Annotated in this window: 18 protein-coding genes; 11 read left to right on the forward strand and 7 right to left on the reverse strand. The window is 63.9% G+C overall.

What is annotated here, in order from left to right:
- Window positions 1-9 precede the first annotated feature (9 nt).
- From IVB45_RS34715 to IVB45_RS34730, 4 genes are all read left to right on the forward strand, one after another.
- Window positions 10-1,815 (forward strand): sensor histidine kinase, encoded by a 1,806-nt coding sequence (locus IVB45_RS34715; protein ID WP_247357654.1) that lies wholly within the window; start codon window positions 10-12, stop codon window positions 1,813-1,815.
- A complete protein-coding gene (locus IVB45_RS34720) occupies window positions 1,812-2,336 on the forward strand; it encodes an HPr kinase/phosphatase C-terminal domain-containing protein (protein ID WP_247357653.1) in 525 nt (174 codons plus the stop codon). Before IVB45_RS34715 ends, IVB45_RS34720 begins: the two co-directional genes overlap by 4 nt.
- Before the next feature lie 133 nt (window positions 2,337-2,469).
- The gene (locus IVB45_RS34725) at window positions 2,470-2,871 is read left to right on the forward strand and encodes a PTS sugar transporter subunit IIA (RefSeq protein WP_007597752.1); all 402 of its coding nucleotides are present in this window, start codon (window positions 2,470-2,472) and stop codon (window positions 2,869-2,871) included.
- Entirely contained in the window at window positions 2,868-3,185 is a 318-nt protein-coding gene (locus tag IVB45_RS34730; protein ID WP_018460059.1) for an HPr family phosphocarrier protein, read from the forward strand. The genes IVB45_RS34725 and IVB45_RS34730 overlap by 4 nt, the downstream gene beginning before the upstream one ends.
- 15 nt (window positions 3,186-3,200) lie before the next feature.
- Here the strand turns inward: IVB45_RS34730 and IVB45_RS34735 are convergent, their stop codons facing one another.
- Window positions 3,201-4,826, reverse strand: coding sequence for a glycosyltransferase family 39 protein (locus IVB45_RS34735; RefSeq protein ID WP_247358109.1), 1,626 nt, complete (start codon window positions 4,824-4,826; stop codon window positions 3,201-3,203).
- A gap of 126 nt (window positions 4,827-4,952) precedes the next feature.
- Between IVB45_RS34735 and lepA the strand changes: the two genes are divergently transcribed.
- Window positions 4,953-6,764, forward strand: a complete 1,812-nt coding sequence (lepA, locus tag IVB45_RS34740; RefSeq protein WP_247357652.1) for a translation elongation factor 4 — start codon at window positions 4,953-4,955, stop codon at window positions 6,762-6,764.
- 290 nt (window positions 6,765-7,054) lie between these two features.
- On the opposite strand, the gene IVB45_RS34745 is transcribed toward lepA, so the two are convergent.
- Complete coding sequence (locus IVB45_RS34745; RefSeq protein ID WP_247358108.1) at window positions 7,055-8,572, reverse strand: FAD-dependent oxidoreductase; 1,518 nt, start codon at window positions 8,570-8,572, stop codon at window positions 7,055-7,057.
- Between the two features lie 43 nt (window positions 8,573-8,615).
- Between IVB45_RS34745 and IVB45_RS34750 the strand changes: the two genes are divergently transcribed.
- The gene (locus IVB45_RS34750; RefSeq protein ID WP_247358107.1) at window positions 8,616-9,098 is read left to right on the forward strand and encodes a MarR family transcriptional regulator; all 483 of its coding nucleotides are present in this window, start codon (window positions 8,616-8,618) and stop codon (window positions 9,096-9,098) included.
- Window positions 9,099-9,291: 193 nt separating this feature from the next.
- Here IVB45_RS34750 and IVB45_RS34755 read toward each other — a convergent pair whose 3' ends face one another.
- The gene (locus IVB45_RS34755; RefSeq protein WP_247357651.1) at window positions 9,292-10,065 is read right to left on the reverse strand and encodes an SDR family NAD(P)-dependent oxidoreductase; all 774 of its coding nucleotides are present in this window, start codon (window positions 10,063-10,065) and stop codon (window positions 9,292-9,294) included.
- Window positions 10,066-10,232: 167 nt separating this feature from the next.
- Between IVB45_RS34755 and IVB45_RS34760 the strand changes: the two genes are divergently transcribed.
- Window positions 10,233-10,571 (forward strand): response regulator, encoded by a 339-nt coding sequence (locus IVB45_RS34760; RefSeq protein ID WP_027565834.1) that lies wholly within the window; start codon window positions 10,233-10,235, stop codon window positions 10,569-10,571.
- A 20-nt stretch (window positions 10,572-10,591) separates the two neighbouring features.
- Here IVB45_RS34760 and IVB45_RS34765 read toward each other — a convergent pair whose 3' ends face one another.
- Together IVB45_RS34765 and IVB45_RS34770 are read right to left on the reverse strand one after the other, a co-directional pair.
- Window positions 10,592-10,801: a hypothetical protein gene (locus IVB45_RS34765; RefSeq protein WP_027565835.1), complete on the reverse strand. Its 210-nt coding sequence runs from the start codon at window positions 10,799-10,801 to the stop codon at window positions 10,592-10,594.
- 14 nt (window positions 10,802-10,815) lie between these two features.
- Window positions 10,816-10,989: a hypothetical protein gene (locus tag IVB45_RS34770; RefSeq protein WP_167552273.1), complete on the reverse strand. Its 174-nt coding sequence runs from the start codon at window positions 10,987-10,989 to the stop codon at window positions 10,816-10,818.
- Between IVB45_RS34770 and IVB45_RS34775 the strand changes: the two genes are divergently transcribed.
- Both IVB45_RS34775 and IVB45_RS34780 read left to right on the forward strand, forming a co-directional pair.
- A complete protein-coding gene (locus IVB45_RS34775; RefSeq protein WP_247357650.1) occupies window positions 10,988-11,449 on the forward strand; it encodes a hypothetical protein in 462 nt (153 codons plus the stop codon). The two genes, IVB45_RS34770 and IVB45_RS34775, sit on opposite strands and share 2 nt — an antisense overlap.
- A gap of 84 nt (window positions 11,450-11,533) precedes the next feature.
- Window positions 11,534-11,995 (forward strand): GNAT family N-acetyltransferase, encoded by a 462-nt coding sequence (locus IVB45_RS34780; RefSeq protein ID WP_247357649.1) that lies wholly within the window; start codon window positions 11,534-11,536, stop codon window positions 11,993-11,995.
- Between the two features lie 47 nt (window positions 11,996-12,042).
- On the opposite strand, the gene IVB45_RS34785 is transcribed toward IVB45_RS34780, so the two are convergent.
- Window positions 12,043-13,422 (reverse strand): TAXI family TRAP transporter solute-binding subunit, encoded by a 1,380-nt coding sequence (locus IVB45_RS34785; protein ID WP_247357648.1) that lies wholly within the window; start codon window positions 13,420-13,422, stop codon window positions 12,043-12,045.
- Window positions 13,423-13,706: 284 nt separating this feature from the next.
- Here IVB45_RS34785 and IVB45_RS34790 point away from each other — a divergent pair, with 284 nt between their 5' ends.
- Window positions 13,707-14,861, forward strand: coding sequence for an acyl-CoA dehydrogenase family protein (locus IVB45_RS34790; RefSeq protein WP_247357647.1), 1,155 nt, complete (start codon window positions 13,707-13,709; stop codon window positions 14,859-14,861).
- A 207-nt stretch (window positions 14,862-15,068) separates the two neighbouring features.
- A complete protein-coding gene (locus tag IVB45_RS34795) occupies window positions 15,069-15,812 on the forward strand; it encodes a hypothetical protein (protein WP_247357646.1) in 744 nt (247 codons plus the stop codon).
- Window positions 15,813-15,857: 45 nt separating this feature from the next.
- Here the strand turns inward: IVB45_RS34795 and IVB45_RS34800 are convergent, their stop codons facing one another.
- Window positions 15,858-18,020: an EAL domain-containing protein gene (locus IVB45_RS34800; protein WP_247357645.1), complete on the reverse strand. Its 2,163-nt coding sequence runs from the start codon at window positions 18,018-18,020 to the stop codon at window positions 15,858-15,860.
- Window positions 18,021-18,428 lie beyond the last annotated feature (408 nt).

Consider the following 18,428-nt stretch of genomic DNA (forward strand, 5'->3'; position numbering starts at 1 on the left):
GCGTGAGCATTGCTTGACCGAACGCAGCCTGACGAGAACCAGAACGCCGAGGACGTCACCGCCCACGGCGCTCCGGATCAATTGGCCGAGGACAAGCCGGCCGTACTGGGCTGGCGTCCGCTGAACTGGCTGAAGCGCGCCGGGCAGTTCTTCTTCGCGCTGTCTTTCTCGAGCCTGACCCGCCGTATCGTCTCGCTCAACCTCGCCGGCCTCGTCGCGCTGGTGGCGAGCATCCTCTATCTGTCGCAATTCCGCGCCGGTCTGATCGACGCGCGCGCGCAGAGCCTGCTGGTACAGGCGGAGATCATCGCCGGCGCCATCGCGGCCTCCGCGACGGTGCAGACCAACGCCATCACCATCGACCCCGACCGGTTGCTCGACCTCAAGCCGGGCGAGACCTATGGCGGCTCGGACGAGTATTCCCCGCTGGATTTCCCGATCAATCCGGAGCGCGTGGCGCCGGTGCTGCGCACGCTGATCTCGCCGACCAAGACGCGCGCCCGCATCTACGACCCGAACGGCAGCCTGCTGGTCGACAGCCGCAGCCTCGATACCGTGGTGCGCTTCCCCCTGCCGTCGGTCGCCGCCGAGAAGCCGGGCATGGTCGAACGCGGCATGGTCGCGGTCCGCACCTGGCTCAATCGCGGCGACCTGCCGCTCTATCGCGAGCTCGGCCCCGAGAACGGCAATGGCTATGCGGAGGTCGGCGACGCGCTCCAGGGCCAGAAGCGCTCGATGGTGCGGGTCAATGCGCGCGGCGAGGTGATCGTCTCGGTCGCGGTCCCCGTGTTGCGCTCGCGCGCCATCCACGGCGCGCTGATGCTGTCGACGCAGGGCGACGACATCGACCAGATGGTCACCGCCGAGCGCCTCGCGATCCTCAAGGTGGGCGGCGTCGCCGCCGCGGTCATGATCATGCTGTCGCTGCTGCTCGCCAGCACGATCGCAGGTCCGGTCCGCCGGCTCGCCGACAGCGCCGAACTGATCCGCCGCCGGATCAGGACCCGGGTCGAGATTCCCGACTTCACCCGTCGTCGCGACGAGATCGGCCATCTCTCCGGTGCGCTGCGCGACATGACCAGTGCACTGTACAGCCGCATCGAAGCGATCGAAATGTTCGCCGCCGACGTCGCGCATGAATTGAAGAACCCGTTGACCTCGTTGCGCTCCGCGGTCGAAACCTTGCCGCTGGCGCGCAACGAGAACAGCCGCGCGCGGCTGCTCGAGGTGATCGAGCATGACGTCAAGCGGCTCGACCGGCTGATCTCGGACATCTCCGACGCCAGCCGTCTCGATGCCGAACTGCAGCGCCAGGATGCGATCCCGGTCGATCTGCGCCGCCTGCTGACCACGCTCGTGTCCGTCGCCAATGAAACCAAGCTCGGCCATGACGTCGCGGTCGAAATGCGTTTCGAGGGCCGCGGCCCGACCGACAATTTCGCCGTGACGGGCCACGATTCGCGGCTCGGACAGATCGTCTCCAACCTGCTCTCGAACGCACAGTCCTTCTCCGAGCCCGGCAACAAGGTGCGCCTCACCTGTCGCCGCGTGCGCGGCGAGATCGAGATCGTGGTCGACGACGACGGGCCCGGAATCCGCGACGACGCGCTGGAGCGCATCTTCGAGCGCTTCTACACCGACCGCCCTCATCAGGGCTTTGGCCAGAACTCCGGCCTCGGCCTGTCGATCTCCAAGCAGATCGTCGATGCGCATGGCGGACGCATCTGGGCGGAGAACCGTCCCGGCCCGGCGGACGAGGACGGAGCGCCTAGTGTTGTCGGCGCGCGCTTCGTGGTGAGGCTGCCGGCGCTATGAGCGACGGCGGCCCCAGCATTCACGCCTCGGCGGTCAAGGTTGGAGATCTGGCGGTGCTGATCCGCGGGCCCTCGGGCTCCGGCAAGTCGCGCCTTGCCTTCGATTTAATCATGGCGGGACGTAGCGGCGTGCTGGAAAGGGCCGTTCTGGTCGGTGATGACCGTGTCCATCTGGCGACACTCGGCCGCGAAATTGAGGTCCGCCCCGCCCCGGTCCTGGCCGGCCTGATCGAGATCCGGGGGCTCGGAATCCGGCGCTGCGACTTTGTGGAGCATGCGACCCTCGGCCTCGTGGTCGATCTGGACGCCGCGGATGCGGAGCGGCTGCCGCCGGCCGAATCCCTGAAAACAGCCGTTTTAGGTGTCGAAATACCGCGAATCCCAATCGGCCGCGACTATTCGCCCCTTCCTCTGGTTGTCGCGGCCTTGACCACTACCAAGAGTTCATCTTCCGTTAACCCTTCAGGCGATTGTTTGAAGGGAAATGGTAACCATATGAACCCCACACTCGCGACCGAATAGACCGGCGCAGCTCCCCTTATCCATCCGTCTAGATTCAGGGAGATACGCAACATCCCCTCTTGCGCGGGGGCTCTGGATGGTCAAAGTGGCGCGTTCGTGCGGTGCACCAAAAGCGCCCGCGAGGAGTTTTCCGATGATTGGTCTAGTACTTGTGACCCACGGGCGCCTTGCCGACGAATTCAAGGCAGCGCTTGAACATGTCATGGGCCCACAAAAGCAAATCGAAGCGATCACGATCGGCGCCGAAGATGATTCCGATCTCTGTCGAAGCGACATCATCGAGGCGGTTAACCGCGTCGATTCCGGCGACGGCGTCGCGATCCTCACCGACATGTTCGGCGGCACGCCGTCCAACCTGGCAATATCCTGCATGAGCCGGCCGAAGGTCGAAGTGCTCGCGGGCATCAACCTTCCCATGCTGGTGAAGCTCGCCAAGGTGCGCGAGGAGCGTCCGCTACCCGACGCGATCGCGATGGCCCAGGAAGCCGGCCGCAAATACGTCACCATCGCCAGCCGCGTCCTCGCCGGCAAATGAGCGACGAGGCGCCGCAAGCCGGGACGGGCGTGCCCGCGGGCGCGATCTCCAAGGACCTCCTGATCATCAACAAGCGCGGCCTGCACGCGCGGGCCTCCGCCAAGTTCGTCCAGGCCGTGGAGCGCTTCAGCGCGCAGGTCTGGGTGACGCGCGGCGGCGAAACCGTCGGCGGCACCTCGATCATGGGCCTGATGATGCTCGCCGCCGGTCCCGGCACCACCATCACGGTCGCCGCTTCCGGCGATGATGCCGAAGCCGCGCTGGCGGCGATCACCGAACTCGTTGAAAGCAAATTCAACGAGGAAGGGATTTAGGCGGCGTCGCCTCGATCACTTCCCCGGCGGCGCGATGTAGATGTTCCAGCTCATCGACGGACCGGCCTTGCCGTGGGTGAAACGGCGCGTTGTCATCACGATGCGCTCGGCGTTCGGCGCAACCTCGGACACCCATTTCTCGAACGCCGGCAGGCGACCGTCGGCCGGATCGAACACGCCGATGAAGCCGAATCTCTTGACGTCATCGGGCGAAATCAACCCGGACCCCCAGGCCTCGAGCGGCGTGAACGCGGCCGGATGATCCGGGCTGTAGAACACCATCGGCTGGATCGACTCCATGGTGCCGGCGACGACCGCCCAGCGCGAGGCGAAGCGCGCGTGCCAGGCCTGCGTCAGCTCGCGCGCGAGATCCGAGCGCGCGCCATAGGTCGCCGTGTTGCCGGCATTGGCCGCCATCTCGCGCGCAGCGATCCAGGGCGAGGCAGCGAGCGTAGCGACGCTGAGCACGAGCCAGATCGCGACAATGTTGAACACCGCAGCACTCTGCACCCGCAGCGCCGGGATCGCGACCAGCGCGAGCGGCACCAGGAAGAACAGCGAGATGCCCCAATCGGTCTTCATGTAGATGCTGAAGGCCAGCGCGCCGAGCGCGGGTCCGACCGCGACGATGATCTGAATGAGCCAGACGTTGCGCGCCTGCGAAAGGTTCACGCTGGCATTCGCGCCGCGGGCCCAGGCCCGCGTGACGATGCGCAACGGCGCACGCAGCAGCAACCTGAACCAAGGCGGCACCAGCGCCATTGCCAGCGCGGCCAGCGCCACCGGCAATGCCAGCAGCGCGACATTATGCAGGACATAGCCGGCCACGAGCTGATGCACCTGGCCGCTGTCCTCGAGGCTGTAGGTATCGCCGGCATAGGTCAGCGGCACGAAATGCGCGTCCGCCAGCCAGACGATGTGCGGAATCATCGCCACCACCATCGTCGCGATCGCAGCCCATGGCGCCGGTGACGACAAGAACCTCATTCGCTCCGGATGGATCAGCGCGGCAAGCCCGATGGCGCCGATCATGGTCAGCACCCAATATTTGGTCATCAGCGCCAGCGCGCCGGCAAGGCCGAGCAGGACTCCGGATTGCCAGCTCCGCTTCTCGAACGCATTGAGATACGCGAGCACGAGGAGCGGCAAAGTGACGAGCTGGAGCAGGTCGGGATTGTACTTGAAGCCCTTGAAATTGAAGATCGGGTAGAGCGCGACCATCACCACGACCAGGAACGCGCGCCGCGCATCCACGACGCGCAGCGCGATGAGCCAGCAGATCACCATACCGGTGCTGACGGTCGCCATCGCGAGCGCATAGGTCGCCCAATCCGTCGGCGGGAACACTGTGAACCAGAGGCCGGCGACCCAGCCCGACAGCGGCGGGTGCTTGCCATAGCCCCAGAGGAATTTCTGGCCCCAGCCCCAGGCTTCCGCGACGTCCATGTGAACGTCCTGCGCTGCCTTGAGATTGATCAGGATGAAGGTCCAGAGCACCGCATGCAGGATGGCAAGCTGGATCACCAGCCACAGGCGTGCCTCCGGGCGGGTCGCGCTGGCAACCAGCCAGGCCCGAAAGCGGGCATAGCTCACCCGGGTCTTCGCGCGGGCTCGGGCAGACGGGATCGAGGTCGTGGACATGGGCCTGGACATCAGGCGTTGCGTAGCGCGTTTCGGGCCTTCGTGGAATCAGCTTGGCGTGAACAAAGGCCCTGAAAATACAGCAATATGGTTGCCGCACGGGGGTGTGAGTGGTATCCCGCGCCCATGACGACCGTCCCCATTTCCAACATCCGCAATTTCTCCATCGTCGCCCATATCGACCATGGCAAATCGACGCTGGCCGACCGCCTGATCCAGATGACCGGCGGCCTCACCGACCGGGAAATGGCGGGCAAGGAGCAGGTGCTCGATTCCATGGACATCGAGCGCGAGCGCGGCATCACCATCAAGGCGCAGACGGTGCGCCTCGCCTACCGCGCCAAGGACGGCAAGGATTACATCTTCAACCTGATGGACACGCCCGGCCATGTCGACTTCGCCTACGAAGTCTCGCGGTCGCTGGCGGCCTGCGAGGGTTCCCTGCTGGTGGTCGATGCCAGTCAAGGCGTGGAGGCACAGACGCTCGCCAACGTCTACCACGCGCTCGATGCGGGGCATGAGATCGTTCCGGTCCTGAACAAGGTCGACCTTCCCGCCGCAGAGCCGGAGAAGGTCAAGCAGCAGATCGAGGACGTCATCGGCATCGACGCCTCCGAGTCCGTGATGATCTCGGCCAAGACCGGCCTCGGCGTGCCCGAAGTGCTGGAGGCGATCGTCACCCGCCTGCCGCCGCCGAAGGGCGACCGCGAGGCGACGCTGAAGGCGTTGCTGGTCGACAGCTGGTACGACGTCTATCTCGGCGTGGTGGTGCTGATCCGCGTCGTCGACGGCGTCATGAAGAAGGGCAGCCGGGTCCGCATGATGGGCACGGGCGCGGCCTATGACATCGAGCGCGTCGGCTTCTTCACCCCGAAGATGACGCAGGTCGACGAGCTCGGCCCGGGCGAGATCGGCTTCATCACCGCCGCGATCAAGGAAGTGGCCGACACCCGCGTCGGCGACACCATCACCGACGACAAAAAGCCTGTCACCGAGATGTTGGCGGGCTTCAAGCCGGCCATACCCGTGGTGTTCTGCGGCCTGTTCCCCGCCGACGCCGATGACTTCGAGACCTTGCGCGCGGCGATGGGCAAGCTGCGCCTCAACGATGCGAGCTTCTCCTACGAGATGGAGACCTCGGCCGCACTCGGCTTCGGCTTCCGCTGCGGCTTCCTCGGGCTGTTGCATCTGGAGATCATCCAGGAGCGTCTGTCGCGGGAGTTCGATCTCAACCTGATCGCGACCGCGCCGAGCGTGATCTACAAGATGAGCCTCACTGACGGGCAGGAAATCTCGATTCACAATCCTGTCGACATGCCGGACGTGGTCAAAATTGCGGAGATCCAGGAGCCCTGGATCGAGGCCACGATCCTCACCCCCGACGAATATCTCGGCAGCGTGCTGAAGCTGTGCCAGGACCGCCGCGGCTCGCAGAAGGAGCTGACCTATGTCGGCTCCCGCGCCATGGTGAAATACGATCTGCCGCTCAACGAGGTCGTGTTCGACTTCTACGACCGCTTGAAGTCGGTCTCCAAGGGCTATGCCTCGTTCGACTATCATCTCACCGACTACAAGCCGGCCGATCTGGTGAAGATGCAGATCCTCGTCAACAACGAGCCGGTCGACGCGCTCTCGATGCTGGTGCATCGCACCCGCGCCGAGGGCCGCGGCCGCGCCATGGTCGAGAAGATGAAGGATTTGATCCCGCCGCACATGTTCCAGATTCCGATCCAGGCAGCGATCGGCGGCAAGGTGATCGCGCGCGAAACGGTGCGCGCGCTGCGCAAGGACGTCACCGCAAAGTGCTACGGCGGCGACATCACGCGTAAGCGCAAACTTCTGGAGAAGCAGAAGGAAGGCAAGAAGAAGATGCGGCAGTTCGGCAAGGTCGACATCCCGCAGGAAGCCTTCATCGCCGCGCTGAAGGTGGACAGCTGAGGCCAGCGCCTCGCCCGGCTCTAGGGAGATGAGAGGCCGGGATCTTTAGGGCGATAATAAAAAACCGCGAAAACAACCCCATGCACAGTAGCCGGCCTTTGCCAGCATTGGGCTTTTTCGAGCTTCCGATTTTACGAAACCTGTTTGACTCGTCGGGCAAAACAGGAGCATGATGCCATCGTCGCACTCCGCCAGCTGCCGCATGAAACAGCTGGAAGCCCCTTGTGGGGCTTCTCGTTCTTCATTCGACCTCGAAGGCACGGCGTGCCCCACGACCATGCGGTTATCGCTTAGCCACTGACCTCGGTCTCCCCGACGAGCCCGACTGTCGCGAAGTAGCCATCCAGCCGCTCCACATCGACTGACGAGACCACCGCACCGACATATCCGTCCGGCCGCACCAGCCACCATTGACCTGGCTCAGGCGCATAGGCGCCCTCGAAATAACCGTTGCTGTCGGCAAGGTCCCCGCCGGCACCAATGTGATGAATATGCAGACCGGCGCGTGGCGCTATGAGGTTCCGCTCCGCGTTGAACGCGAGAAGCGTCCAATGGGCCCCGGCGAACAGCTCAAACAGCCGCCGCGTCTTGCCTGCCGAACCTTGAAGCGGTGCATCGGGTGCACGGTTTCCTGCGACGACGAGGCCGCGACGCTCGGGCGCGTCCAGCGCCAACGGGGAGCCCGCATAACCGATGTCTAGTTGCTGAACCTCTCTGCCGCGCCGGCTGTCTCCTCGCTTGGTCGCATCCAGCAACTTGGTCGCCAGTCCCAGCGTCGCCGCTGCGACCGGCCGCCGTTCTTCCTCATAGGTCTCGAGAAGCGCAGCCGGAGCCCGAGAGGCGAGCACGGCCGCAAGCTTCCATCCGAGGTTATAGGCGTCCTGAACGCTGGTATTGAGCCCGAGACCGCCGGTTGGCGGATGTGTGTGCGCGGCGTCGCCCGCCAGGAAGACGCGGCCGACGCGGTAATGGTCGGCGAGGCGCGCGTTCATGGTGAAGGCCGAGGCCCAGGATACCGAGTGAACGCAAACATCTTTCCGGCCGGTGCGTCCGGTCAACATCGCGGTGAGGCCGTCCTCGGACAGATCGACATCTCCCTCGAGCGGAACGGGGGCCTGCAACTGAAAGAGTTCGGTGCCTGCCAGCGGGCAGACCGAGATCTGCCGCTCCATGTCGCCTTCGTTGAAGCGGTGCCAGGCGTCGCGCCCGAAGCCGGTCAAATTGATATCGGCAACGACGGCGCGGACGCCCAGTGTCTTGCCCGGGAAATCGATGCCGAGCGTCTTGCGAACGAAGCTGCGCCCGCCGTCCGTGCCGACAAGATAGCCAACACGGATGACGTCCTCTGCGGACTTGCGGGCGAGACGCGCGGTCACGCCATCCTCGTCCTGCTCGAAGGAGACCAGTTCGCAGCCGAACTCCGGCTCATACCCAAGCTCGAGCAGGCGTTCTCGCATCACCCGCTCGGTCAAGAACTGCGGCACCATGAGCGGAATGTGGAAGGGCTCGGCTGCGCTTGGCTCTGACGGCTCGAACGGAGCCTTCTCGGAAAAGCTGCCATCGGGACGATACTCGCGCGGCATCGGGTACAGGCCCCCGGCAGCGACCAAGCGATCGAGAATGCCGAGGTCCTCGAATATCTCCTGCGTCCGCGGCTGAATGCCCTTCCCGCGGGAGCCGCGGAATGCATCGTCCATCTTCTCGATCAGGCGGAACGGCACGCCGCGCCGGGCGAGTTCGATTGCCAGCGTCAATCCAGCCGCGCCCGCGCCGCAGATAAGCACCTCGGTTTCATATCTGGTTGTCATGATCTTTCCTTTCCGTGTATTTTGCACGTAATCGGGAAGCAAAATCATGTCAACAAAAAACGTGCAAAATACACGCATCTCGGAACAGATCCGGGAGATCCATGGCGCACTGCTCGACATCGTGAGCGTCATAAACCGGCCGGATCGCGATGAGGTCCTGATCAAGGAAGCGGGTATTCGGCTCGATCGGGCACTCTTCCCACTGCTTGTAGGCATCGAACGGCTGGGGCCAATCAGCATCGTGGAGCTGGCCGCGAGAACCGGCCGCGATCACACGACGGTCAGCAGGCAGGTCGCAAAGCTCGAGAGCCTTGGTTTGGTGGATCGCCGGGCGAACGAAACCGACCGGCGCGTGCGCGAGGCGGTGGTGACCAGGCAAGGCAAGGAAATGACGATGCATATCGATGCGGCGCGCGAGCGCATCGGCACCGCGATCTTCGCAAGCTGGAAGCCGGCCGAGATCGATGACCTTGTGAGGCTCATGCGCAAATTCGCAGATGCCATGAAGGACCAGCCGCAGGGCTGAAACGGATACGACCCAGAGACGGATACGACCCAGAGAGAAGGCGTGCTTGCGTGCGCTGTCGGCATCTCAAGCCAGTGAAGCTCGCAGGATGGGTTGAGCTCTTGCGAAACCCATCGCCCGACGAGCGCAGTCTAGAAGTTTGATGGGTTTCGCTTCCGCTCTACCCATCCTACGAGCTTCGGGCGAATCGCTTCTATGCCGGAGGCAACGTCACCCCGGTCAACTCGCCCAGCCTGTCGAGAAGTCTCTCCTGAAAATCGGGACCGGTCGCTTCGTGCGCCGGCGCTTGTTGCCGGAGGTCATGCCAGTAACGACCGCTGACCAGGGCGGCGGGATCATCGCTCACCGCCAGCCAGGTCTGCGTCCGTTGTCCGGTGGCCACGCCGACCGGCGCTCCGGCACCGCCCATTTTGGTGCGGACCCAGCCGGGATCGACGGCGTTGCTCAGCACCTGCGGCCAACGCCGCGCCAGGGCAAAGGCCAATGCGACCATGTGCAGCTTGCTCTCCGCATACGCCTTGGCCGGATCCCAGGTTCGCCTCGTCCAGTCGAGATCGCCCAACGATCCCTCTCCGCCGCGATGGAGTCCGCTGCTGAGATACACCAGCCGATCGGGGCGTTTCATCAGGGCGGTGAGCAAATAGGGCGCGAGCGTGTTGACCGCCAGGGTGGTGGCGTGGCCTTCGGGCGTCGGGCCGCGGCTGCGCTCGGTATAGACCCCGGCGTTGTGGATGACCGCGTCCATTCGTCCAATTGCGTTGACCTGGTCTGCCACGTGCCTCGTCTGGGCGACGCTCTTGAGATCGCCGATCACGACCCGTGCGGAATGCGATTCAAGCCCGGCGATTGCCGCCGCACGTTCCGCCGATCGCGCGTGCAGGACGACTTGGTGGCCCTGTTCGAGGAGAGACTGGGCAGCTGCGCGGCCCAAACCGTCCGTGCTGCCCGTGATGAAGACGATTGCCATGGCCACTCCTGTTCGATCCCCGCTTCGGCGCCTCCGTCGAAACCTCAACGAGAATGCAACATGTTCGACTGATCATGCCGTGGCGAACGGGAGCGCCGAACGAAGACATCACAACCGAACAATCCTCGAAGAAGCGCATTAACATCCGATAAGTTGGGAATGACCGCATGTCGAATTTCGTCATGCTGCTGGTCGAGGACGACTCGCTCCAGCGCGAAGTTCTATCCGACCTTCTCAAGGACGAAGGGTTCGAAGTCGTCGAATGTGCCACCGCAGAAGCGGCGGAGCTAATCGTGGCGTCTACTGGCAATGAGCTACGGGCGCTCATCACTGATCACAACCTCGCTGGGAGAATGACCGGGCTCGAGCTCGCGGAGTACGCTCGCAGTGCGCATCCCGGGCTCAACATCGTGCTGATGTCCGGGACGGTGATGGCGCCCCTCCCGCCCAACACGACCTTTTTGCACAAGCCGTTCGCGCCCGCCCATTTGCTGGCGGCCGTGTAGAATCAGAATGCCCTCGAAGGTCATCCGCCCGAATTTTCTGCGCCGACGGCGTTCTCGCTCTCCGGCACCGTCAGCCGGACGGAGTGCCCCTGCCGCATGGCGAGCGATGCCGCCGCAACGGCCGCCTCGAAAGCGGCTTCCTTGGTCTGGTAAGTGTTCCGGACTTCGCCATCGTGGTCGACGTGCCATGCACCGTCCCTGCCAACAATATCATAGGCTGCGAGGCCCATAGTCTATCCCTCCTTCATGCGTCCGGTGTTGCCTTGGACGCCTGGGTGCTGCTCACCGGGTCCGACGCCGGGAAACTGTCCTTCAAGCCCTTGTCCAACTCGTCGTCCTTGGCCTTGTCGCGTCGGATGCCACGCTTGAGATCTTCCGCGTTCTTATCCGGCGGTGCCGGATCGAATTTTTCGGTCATGGAAGTGTCCTTTCGCTACCTCAAACGCCTTGAGCTCCCGACCGTTCCTTTCGAGGAACAACGCGGTCGCGGTTTGCTGTCGAACGGAAAAAACCAGAAAGCGCCTGCCGCGCGGGCTCTTTCATTCAGGTTGCATTTACTGCTACAACACACCCTTAGATCGTATCAGGCATCCGCCAATCAGGAGAAGGCAATGAAAGCTTCGGTTTTTGCGCTGGGGGGCTTGATGATTCTGTCGATCACATCAGCGAACGCAGCTCCCAAAGCGATGGCCGCCCCGACCACGGCGGCCAGCTCGGTCGCATGTTCCACCTCGGGTGGCGGCTTTGGGAGCTACCCGTCAGGCTGCCGAAACGGAGCAAACTTCAAGACCTACAACGAATGCAAGGAGTCAGGCGTCAAGCGCGGCTGGAGACACGAAGATATGGCGTGGTACTGCAGCGGTCTGGGACTGCAATAGCTTGCAGTTGCGAGGCATGGCGGGACGGCCGAACGGCATTGGCTGTTTACGGCCGCGGACCTACAGCGACGGTGGGAGCGCCCCATGGAATGCACAATCCGGCCCGCACTCGCGAATGATGCCGATGGGATCAGTGCTATCATCTTGCGAGCGCTGCGGGAAACGAACGCGAAGGACTATGCGGACGAGATCATCGAAAGGATCGCGCATAGTTTCAGTCCCGATGCCGTGCGGCGGCTGATCGGACAACGCACCGTGTTTGTCGCCACGATCCGCAGCCGCGTAGTTGGAACAGCAAGCCTCGACGGAAACGTGGTCCGCACGGTCTTCGTGGCTCCCGATGTTCAGGCCGGGGGCATCGGCAAGCTGCTGATGGCCGAGATCGAGCGCACGGCGCGCGCACGAAACGTCGCTTCGCTGACCGTCCCTTCTTCCGTCACCGCCGAGACTTTCTACGCGCGGCTCGGGTTCAAGGCGGTGCACGACAGCTATCATGGTGACGAACGCACGATCATCATGGAGCGCCTGCTAAAGGACCCGATCTAGGTTTGGCTGTTCTCCAGGATTCAGCGGCCAGCGGGCTTATCGTATCGCTACCGCCGCGCGGCGAGCACGTTCGAAGGAGCCGTTTGCAACGCTGCGCGCCTCTCGCTGAGGGCATGATCGAACAGTTCGAGCACCAGGCCAAAGGCTGCCAGCTCCTCCTCCTCGATGGCGCCGTCATCGTAGCAGCCAAGCGTTTCCTCGATGATGGCGTCGACCTCCTGCTGCATAGCCAGCAGTTCGTGGTCGAACTCCGCGGTGCGCACCCTGGAAACCAGGGCCAGAATTCTGTTGCGATGGCCGGTGTTCTCGTCCCTTTCATCCCGATTGAGATATTGACGCAGCCAGGCGCCGGCCGAACCAATGCCGGAGAGAAGCAGGAGCGCAAACCAGAAGTAGTCGCCGTATCTGTCGAGGAAGGTGCGCTCAGTGCCGTCGATCACGGCCGCCGCTCCCCGGTGTACCGGCAGCTCGGCTTCTTTCTCGGTGTCCGGCTTGGTGATTTGCGCAGCGCCAGGCACTTGCCTGGCAATCGCCTGCCGGAGGGCGAATTGCTGGCGGTAAAACGCCGCCACTGTCGTTTCGGACAAGGCATTCCGTGCGACGATCAAATGACTGACACTGACAGTCTCCACCTTGTCATCGGGCCAGGCCGGACTCGCATTGAAAATGCTTGGTGGAATTTCCTCCGATTCATAACGCGGATGCTTCAAGGCGATGGCTTCCGATGCGTCGATCGCGAGAAATTTGGGCTCGCCACGTGTCCGCGCCGTCGCGGCGACCGCGTCGGCGGTTATCTTGCTGTCGAGCGGACCGACCGCCATGTAGGCGTCAAGGCTCGGGTCGCGCGCCAGCTCCTCAATCTGGCCCGTGCCGAACTGGCTAATCGTGACCTTGTCCGCTGCCACCCCGGCGGCGCTCAGGATGACCCTCAGCAATGCGGCGTTCGCCGGCGTCCCGCCGATCACTCCCACCTTGCGGCCTTCGAGATCGGCGACCTCCTTGATTTTCGGCGCCGGTTTCCGCTTGGAGCCCTTGCCCGCAACTCCCGAAGAAGACCACAGCACGACGAAATTCTTGCGCAAGATGACGACTGTTTGCGCGTCCGCCGGCATTTCCAGATCGCCGCGACCGACCGCGAGGTCGGCCTTGCCGGCACCGAGCAGAGCGAGAGCTTCGGCCGCCCCGGCGGTCACGATCGGAGACAGCTTTACAGTCCTGCTTTCGCTGGCAAAGGCCTCGGTCATCGCTTCGATCACCTTGTGATCGTTGCTTCCCGGCGGTCCGACGGCAATCCGGAGAGTTATCGGCCGCAGCGCGTAATACAATGTACCCGCAGCGGCTCCGAAAACGAGAAATCCGACGGCCAAAATCAGCAGCAGGGTCTTCGTCTGTCTCCGCCCTCGGCGGGCTGCGTCACTGCGTATCATCGGGGGCTCAGACGAGGACATTTGGCGCTGCCGGTTGGAGGTCAAAAATCGCTGCCTGCTTTGGAAGCATACCATGGTCTTCTGGAGGACGATAATGTCCGAGAAGCGCCGCTGGTTTCTCGGTGGCCGGCGTAAGCTTTCGATCTTGCACCATTCGCTCTGGATTCCGCATTCCACGCCTGGCGATTCCCGGAATGACGGGCCGCACCACCTTGATCCTCCTCGCCAAATAGATCACCATCGCGCGATTGACCGCTCACGGCAGAATGGGCGAGGAAACGCGAATGAACGCTCCCTCCGGCGTCGATCTCGGCGAACGCGCCCGCGCCATCGCGCCGCTCATTGCCAGCGAGGCTGACGAGATCGAGCGGACGCGGCGGCTGACGCCGGCCGTCGTCTCTGCGCTGATCGAGAACGGGCTCTATCACGCGCTGCTGCCGCAAAGTCTTGGCGGCGGCGAAGCGCCGCCGGAAGCCTTCATGCAGATGCTGGAGGAGATCGCGAAAGCGGATGCCTCCACCGCCTGGTGCCTTGGTCAATGCGCGGTCTGCGCGATGATCGCGGCCTCGCTCGACCACGACACCGCGCAGGAGATCTTCAACACGGCGCCGGGCATCCTCGCCTGGGGCGCAATCGCGCACGAGGCGCGCATCGTCGAGGGCGGTTATCGCGTCACGGCGCGCTGGGATTTTGCCTCGGGCTCGCGGCAGGCGAGCTGGCTCGGGGCGCATGTCCGCATCGTCGGCGCCGACGGCACGCCGCGCAAGAATGCCGACGGCTCGGCGGAGGTGCGCACCATCCTGTTTCCGGTCGCGAGCGCCGTGCTGCACGACGTCTGGCAGGCGATCGGGCTCGCCGGCACCGGCACCGATTCCTACGAGGTCGCCGACCTCTTCATCCCCGAGCGCTTCACCGCGTTTCGTGACGTCCCGTCCGCGCTACGCGAGCAGGGGCCGCTCTACAGGATCGGCACCGGCTCGACCTTCAGCCTCGGCTTTGCCGCGGTGTCGCTCGGCGTGGCGCGCGCCACGCTCGATGCCGCGATCGCGCTGGCGCGCGGCAAGCATCAGTCGCTGGCGGCCAGCGCCATGCACGACAACCATGCGGTCCAGGGCCTGATCGGCCGCACCGAGGGCGACCTGCGGGCCGCACGCGCCTATCTCTATGCGACGGCAAGCGCGATGTGGCGCGATCTCTGCACGACCGGCGAATTCAGCGCGGCGCATCGGAGCTCGGTTCGCCTCGCCGCGACCTGGACCATTCACCAGTCGGCCAGGGTGGTCGACAGCGCCTATCACATGGCCGGCGCCACGGCCGTATTCCGCAGCAATCCGTTCGAACGCCGATTCCGCGACATGCACGCCATCGCCCAGCAGATCCAGGCGCGCGATACGCATTACGAAGACGTCGGTAAGATGATCCTTTCCGGAGACCGCTGACGTGGACCCGTTGCGACAGTGCACCCACGCTGACCCATATTAAGTTCGCCATCCGGCGTCTTCGCCGCTGAACCTTTGCAGATCTTGCCGGACCAATTTCTATAGCTACAAAAACAACAGCTTTTCCGCTGTGACCGCGCCGACCATTTGGAAGTGATAATTCTGAATTATTTCTAGCGCGCTGCCTTTGCGCAAGAGAGGTCCGTTATGGGCCGAACAGCTGGCAGGAAAGTCAGTCGCCATGCCATTCAGGGGCGTTCGCCGGGATGGCACCAAGGTGGCATTCTCGTTGTGGCCATCCTCTGCGTCGCATGCACTGTCCTGTTCGCGAGCGAAGCCCTGGCGCAATGCTCGGCACGAGACGTCCTGCGGAATCACCTGAAGCTCAAGCAAGCGCGCTCTGACGGGCCGCAAATCCCAATCAGATCCGCCGTCGATGTCCCGGCGTGGAAGACGATCAGGATCGGGACGTTTGCAAACTTCTTCGCCCTCAGTAACGCGTTGGATGCGGCAGGCTGCGGCATCGGAAACTCGGCCGGCGAAATTCTCGCGCGACCGACGTTTACCGTCAGCGCCACGACAACAAGCGTGGAGCTTTTCGCGGTGTCGGCGGCCGAATTGGGCTTTCGAACCGACACTGCGTTGCTGGCGGACATCTATGCGCGCGCCAAACAGCTGGGCTTCGGCCTTGCGGCTGCAGAAGTCGGACCACAACTGAGGCTTCAATATTTCGACCAGCCCATCGGCGAATTTCTCATCATCGGAATGGAGCCAATCAGGACCTGGCAGGGCGCCCCCATTATCTTGAATGTAGCCAATGGCGGAGCGGGACTCATTCTCATCGGCCAGGATGGCAGCGCCGATGCTCAGATCCCCGCGGCATCCCGCTTCGTATTCGTGCGGTCCCATGAAACCGCTCCGGCCGAGGCCGTAACACTTGTCGGCCACTGAATTTCAACTGTGCCCAACTCAGGACGCAAGCCGGCATCCCGCAGCCTAGGCCACCATTGCGGCGTCCTCCTCGGCACCATCGATGCCCCGTTGCGCGGCGAGCAGACTGATAATCTCGATATTCGGCCGGGCCTTGCTGAACAGAAAGCCCTGGCCTTCGTCGCAGCCCTCAGTGCGCAGACAGCTCAACTCGGCCTCGGTCTCGACGCCTTCGGCGGTGATGGTGACGCCGAGGCCTTTGCCGAGGCTGACGATGGAGCGGATGATCGCCTGGGCCTCGCGGTTGGCGCCGAGATCGCGCACGAAGGATTGGTCGATCTTGATCTTGTCGAACGGGAAGCTGCGCAGATAGCTCAGGCTGGAATAGCCGGTGCCGAAATCGTCCATCGAGATGCGCACGCCGAGCGCGCGCAGCGCGTGCAATGTCGCCAGCACCTGGGCGCTTTTCTCCAGCAGCAGCGTCTCCGTGATCTCGAGCTCGAGCCGCCGCGGCGGCAGGCCGGAATGCTTCAGCGCATCCGTGACCACCGAAAGCAGATTGCCGCTGCGGAACTGGAGCGGCGACAGGTTGACGGCGACGCGGACGTCGTCCGGCCAGGTCGCGGCATCGTGACAGGCCCGGCGCAGCATCAGGCCGCCGAGCGGATTGATCAGCCCGGTTTCTTCCGCGACCGGAATGAACTCGGCCGGCGAGACCATGCCGCGCTCGGCATGCGGCCAGCGCACCAGCGCCTCGAAGCCGGTGATGCGGCCGCTCTGGAGGTCGATCAGCGGCTGGTAGTACGGCCGCAGCACGTCGTTCTGGATGGCATCGCGCAGCTCGACCTCGATCTTGCGGCGGGTCTGCGCTTTCGCATCGAGCGCCGCCTCGAAGAACGCGAACGAGCCGCGCGCATCCAGCTTGGCGCGCGACAGCGCCATGTCGGCGCTCTTGAGCAGCTTTTCGGAATCGTCGCCGTCGCCCGGCGCCATCGCGATGCCGATGGAGGCGCCGATCACCACGGAATGGCCGTCGAGCAGATAGGGATCGGCGATGGCTTCCAGCAGGCGCTTGGCCAGCAGCACCGCATCCTCGGGACGCGTCAGGCCGCTCTGCACGATTGCGAACTCGTCCGAGTTCAGCCGCGCCAGCGCGTCCTCCTCGCGCAAGGTCGAACGCAGCCGCTTGCCGACACCGCGCAGCAGCTTGTCGCCGATCGCGTGTCCCAGCGTGTCGTTGACCGCCTTGAAATTGTCGAGCCCCAGCATCAGCAGCGCGACCTTGTCGGTGCTGCGCCTCGTATGCAGCAGCATCTCGTCGATCTGCTGGCGCAGCAGATTGCGGTTTGGCAGACCGGTCAGCCCGTCATGCTGGGCCATGAAGGCGAGCCGTGCCTCGGCGCGCTTGCGCTCGGTGATGTCCATCAGCGCGAGCAGCACCGCGGGCCGCTCGGCATAGGTCAGTTCGCGCGAATAGATCGCAAGGTCGATCAGGGCGCCGTCGGCCTTGACGTGCTTCCAGGTGCGTCCGGCCTGCTCCTCGCCGGCCGAATCGGTGGTCCAGGGCGGCTCGCTGTCGAAGGCCTGAAGGGAACGGATCGTCAGCAGCTCGAACTCGGCGCGGCTGTAGCCGTAATGGGCGACCGCGGCATCGTTGACGCCGAGGATGCGCTCGTCGTCGAGTGCGCAAACGATCATGGGGACGGGATTGCCGTCGAACAGCAGGCGGAACGAGGCCTCGCGCTGCTTCAACTCGGTGATGTCCACGCGCAGGCCGACGACGCCGCCGTCGTCGGTCAACCGCTCGTCGATCAGGATGACGCGGCCGTCCGCCAGCTTCTGCTCGTGGCGCGCGCCGGGCTGATAGAGCTTTTGCAGCCGCTCGGCGATCCATTCTTCCTCATGGCCGGCAGCCTCTGGATAGTCGCCGCGGGTGACGCCGATGCGCAGCGTGTCCTCGAGGCGCGCGCCTTCCTCGAACAGATCGGCGGTCTTGCTGTAGATTTCCGCGTATTGCTTGTTCCAGAGGACATAGCGGCCCTCGGCATCGAGAAACACGATGCCTTGCGGCAGGATCTCGATGGCCTGGCGCAGGCGCTCATGGGATTTGCGCGCTTCCGCGATCGCGGCCTCGGCGCGGCCGCGCAGACCTTCGTCGCGTTCGGACGGAGGATGAGGGGCGCGCGCAAAGCGCGGCTTGCGCGGGTGCAGGCCGGACCTGCCAAGCACGCTTCCCTTTCGCTTTTTTGGCTTTCGAAAACCCAAACTCAACTTCACTCGTCCCAGTCGCGCCCAGCGACCGCAACTCTTGGGGCAAGTGTCTGAAAGAAAGGTAATCTTGGGTGGCATGGCGAGGGGACGCACGGTCTGGCAGTCTCGACAAAACAGCCCTCATTGCCCGTTTGCAAGGCGCGACAGTGCCGATGGGCGCTCCAGGCGCATCGCATTGTCGTCATCGGAGAACGAGATGGCGCAAAATTGCGCGCTGCCTTGAATCATTTCCGGGATCGCGCGCGCTTGCATGCAGAAGGGGGTGAGTACGCGTCCCGCGCACGAATTTTGGTCAATGCATGAGAGGGTTATCGCATTGTTAAAAATCGGCCGGCCGACGCACCGGGAACTACGACTTCGAGACGA

It is taken from the genome of Bradyrhizobium sp. 4 (assembly GCF_023100905.1).
Lineage (GTDB): Bacteria > Pseudomonadota > Alphaproteobacteria > Rhizobiales > Xanthobacteraceae > Bradyrhizobium.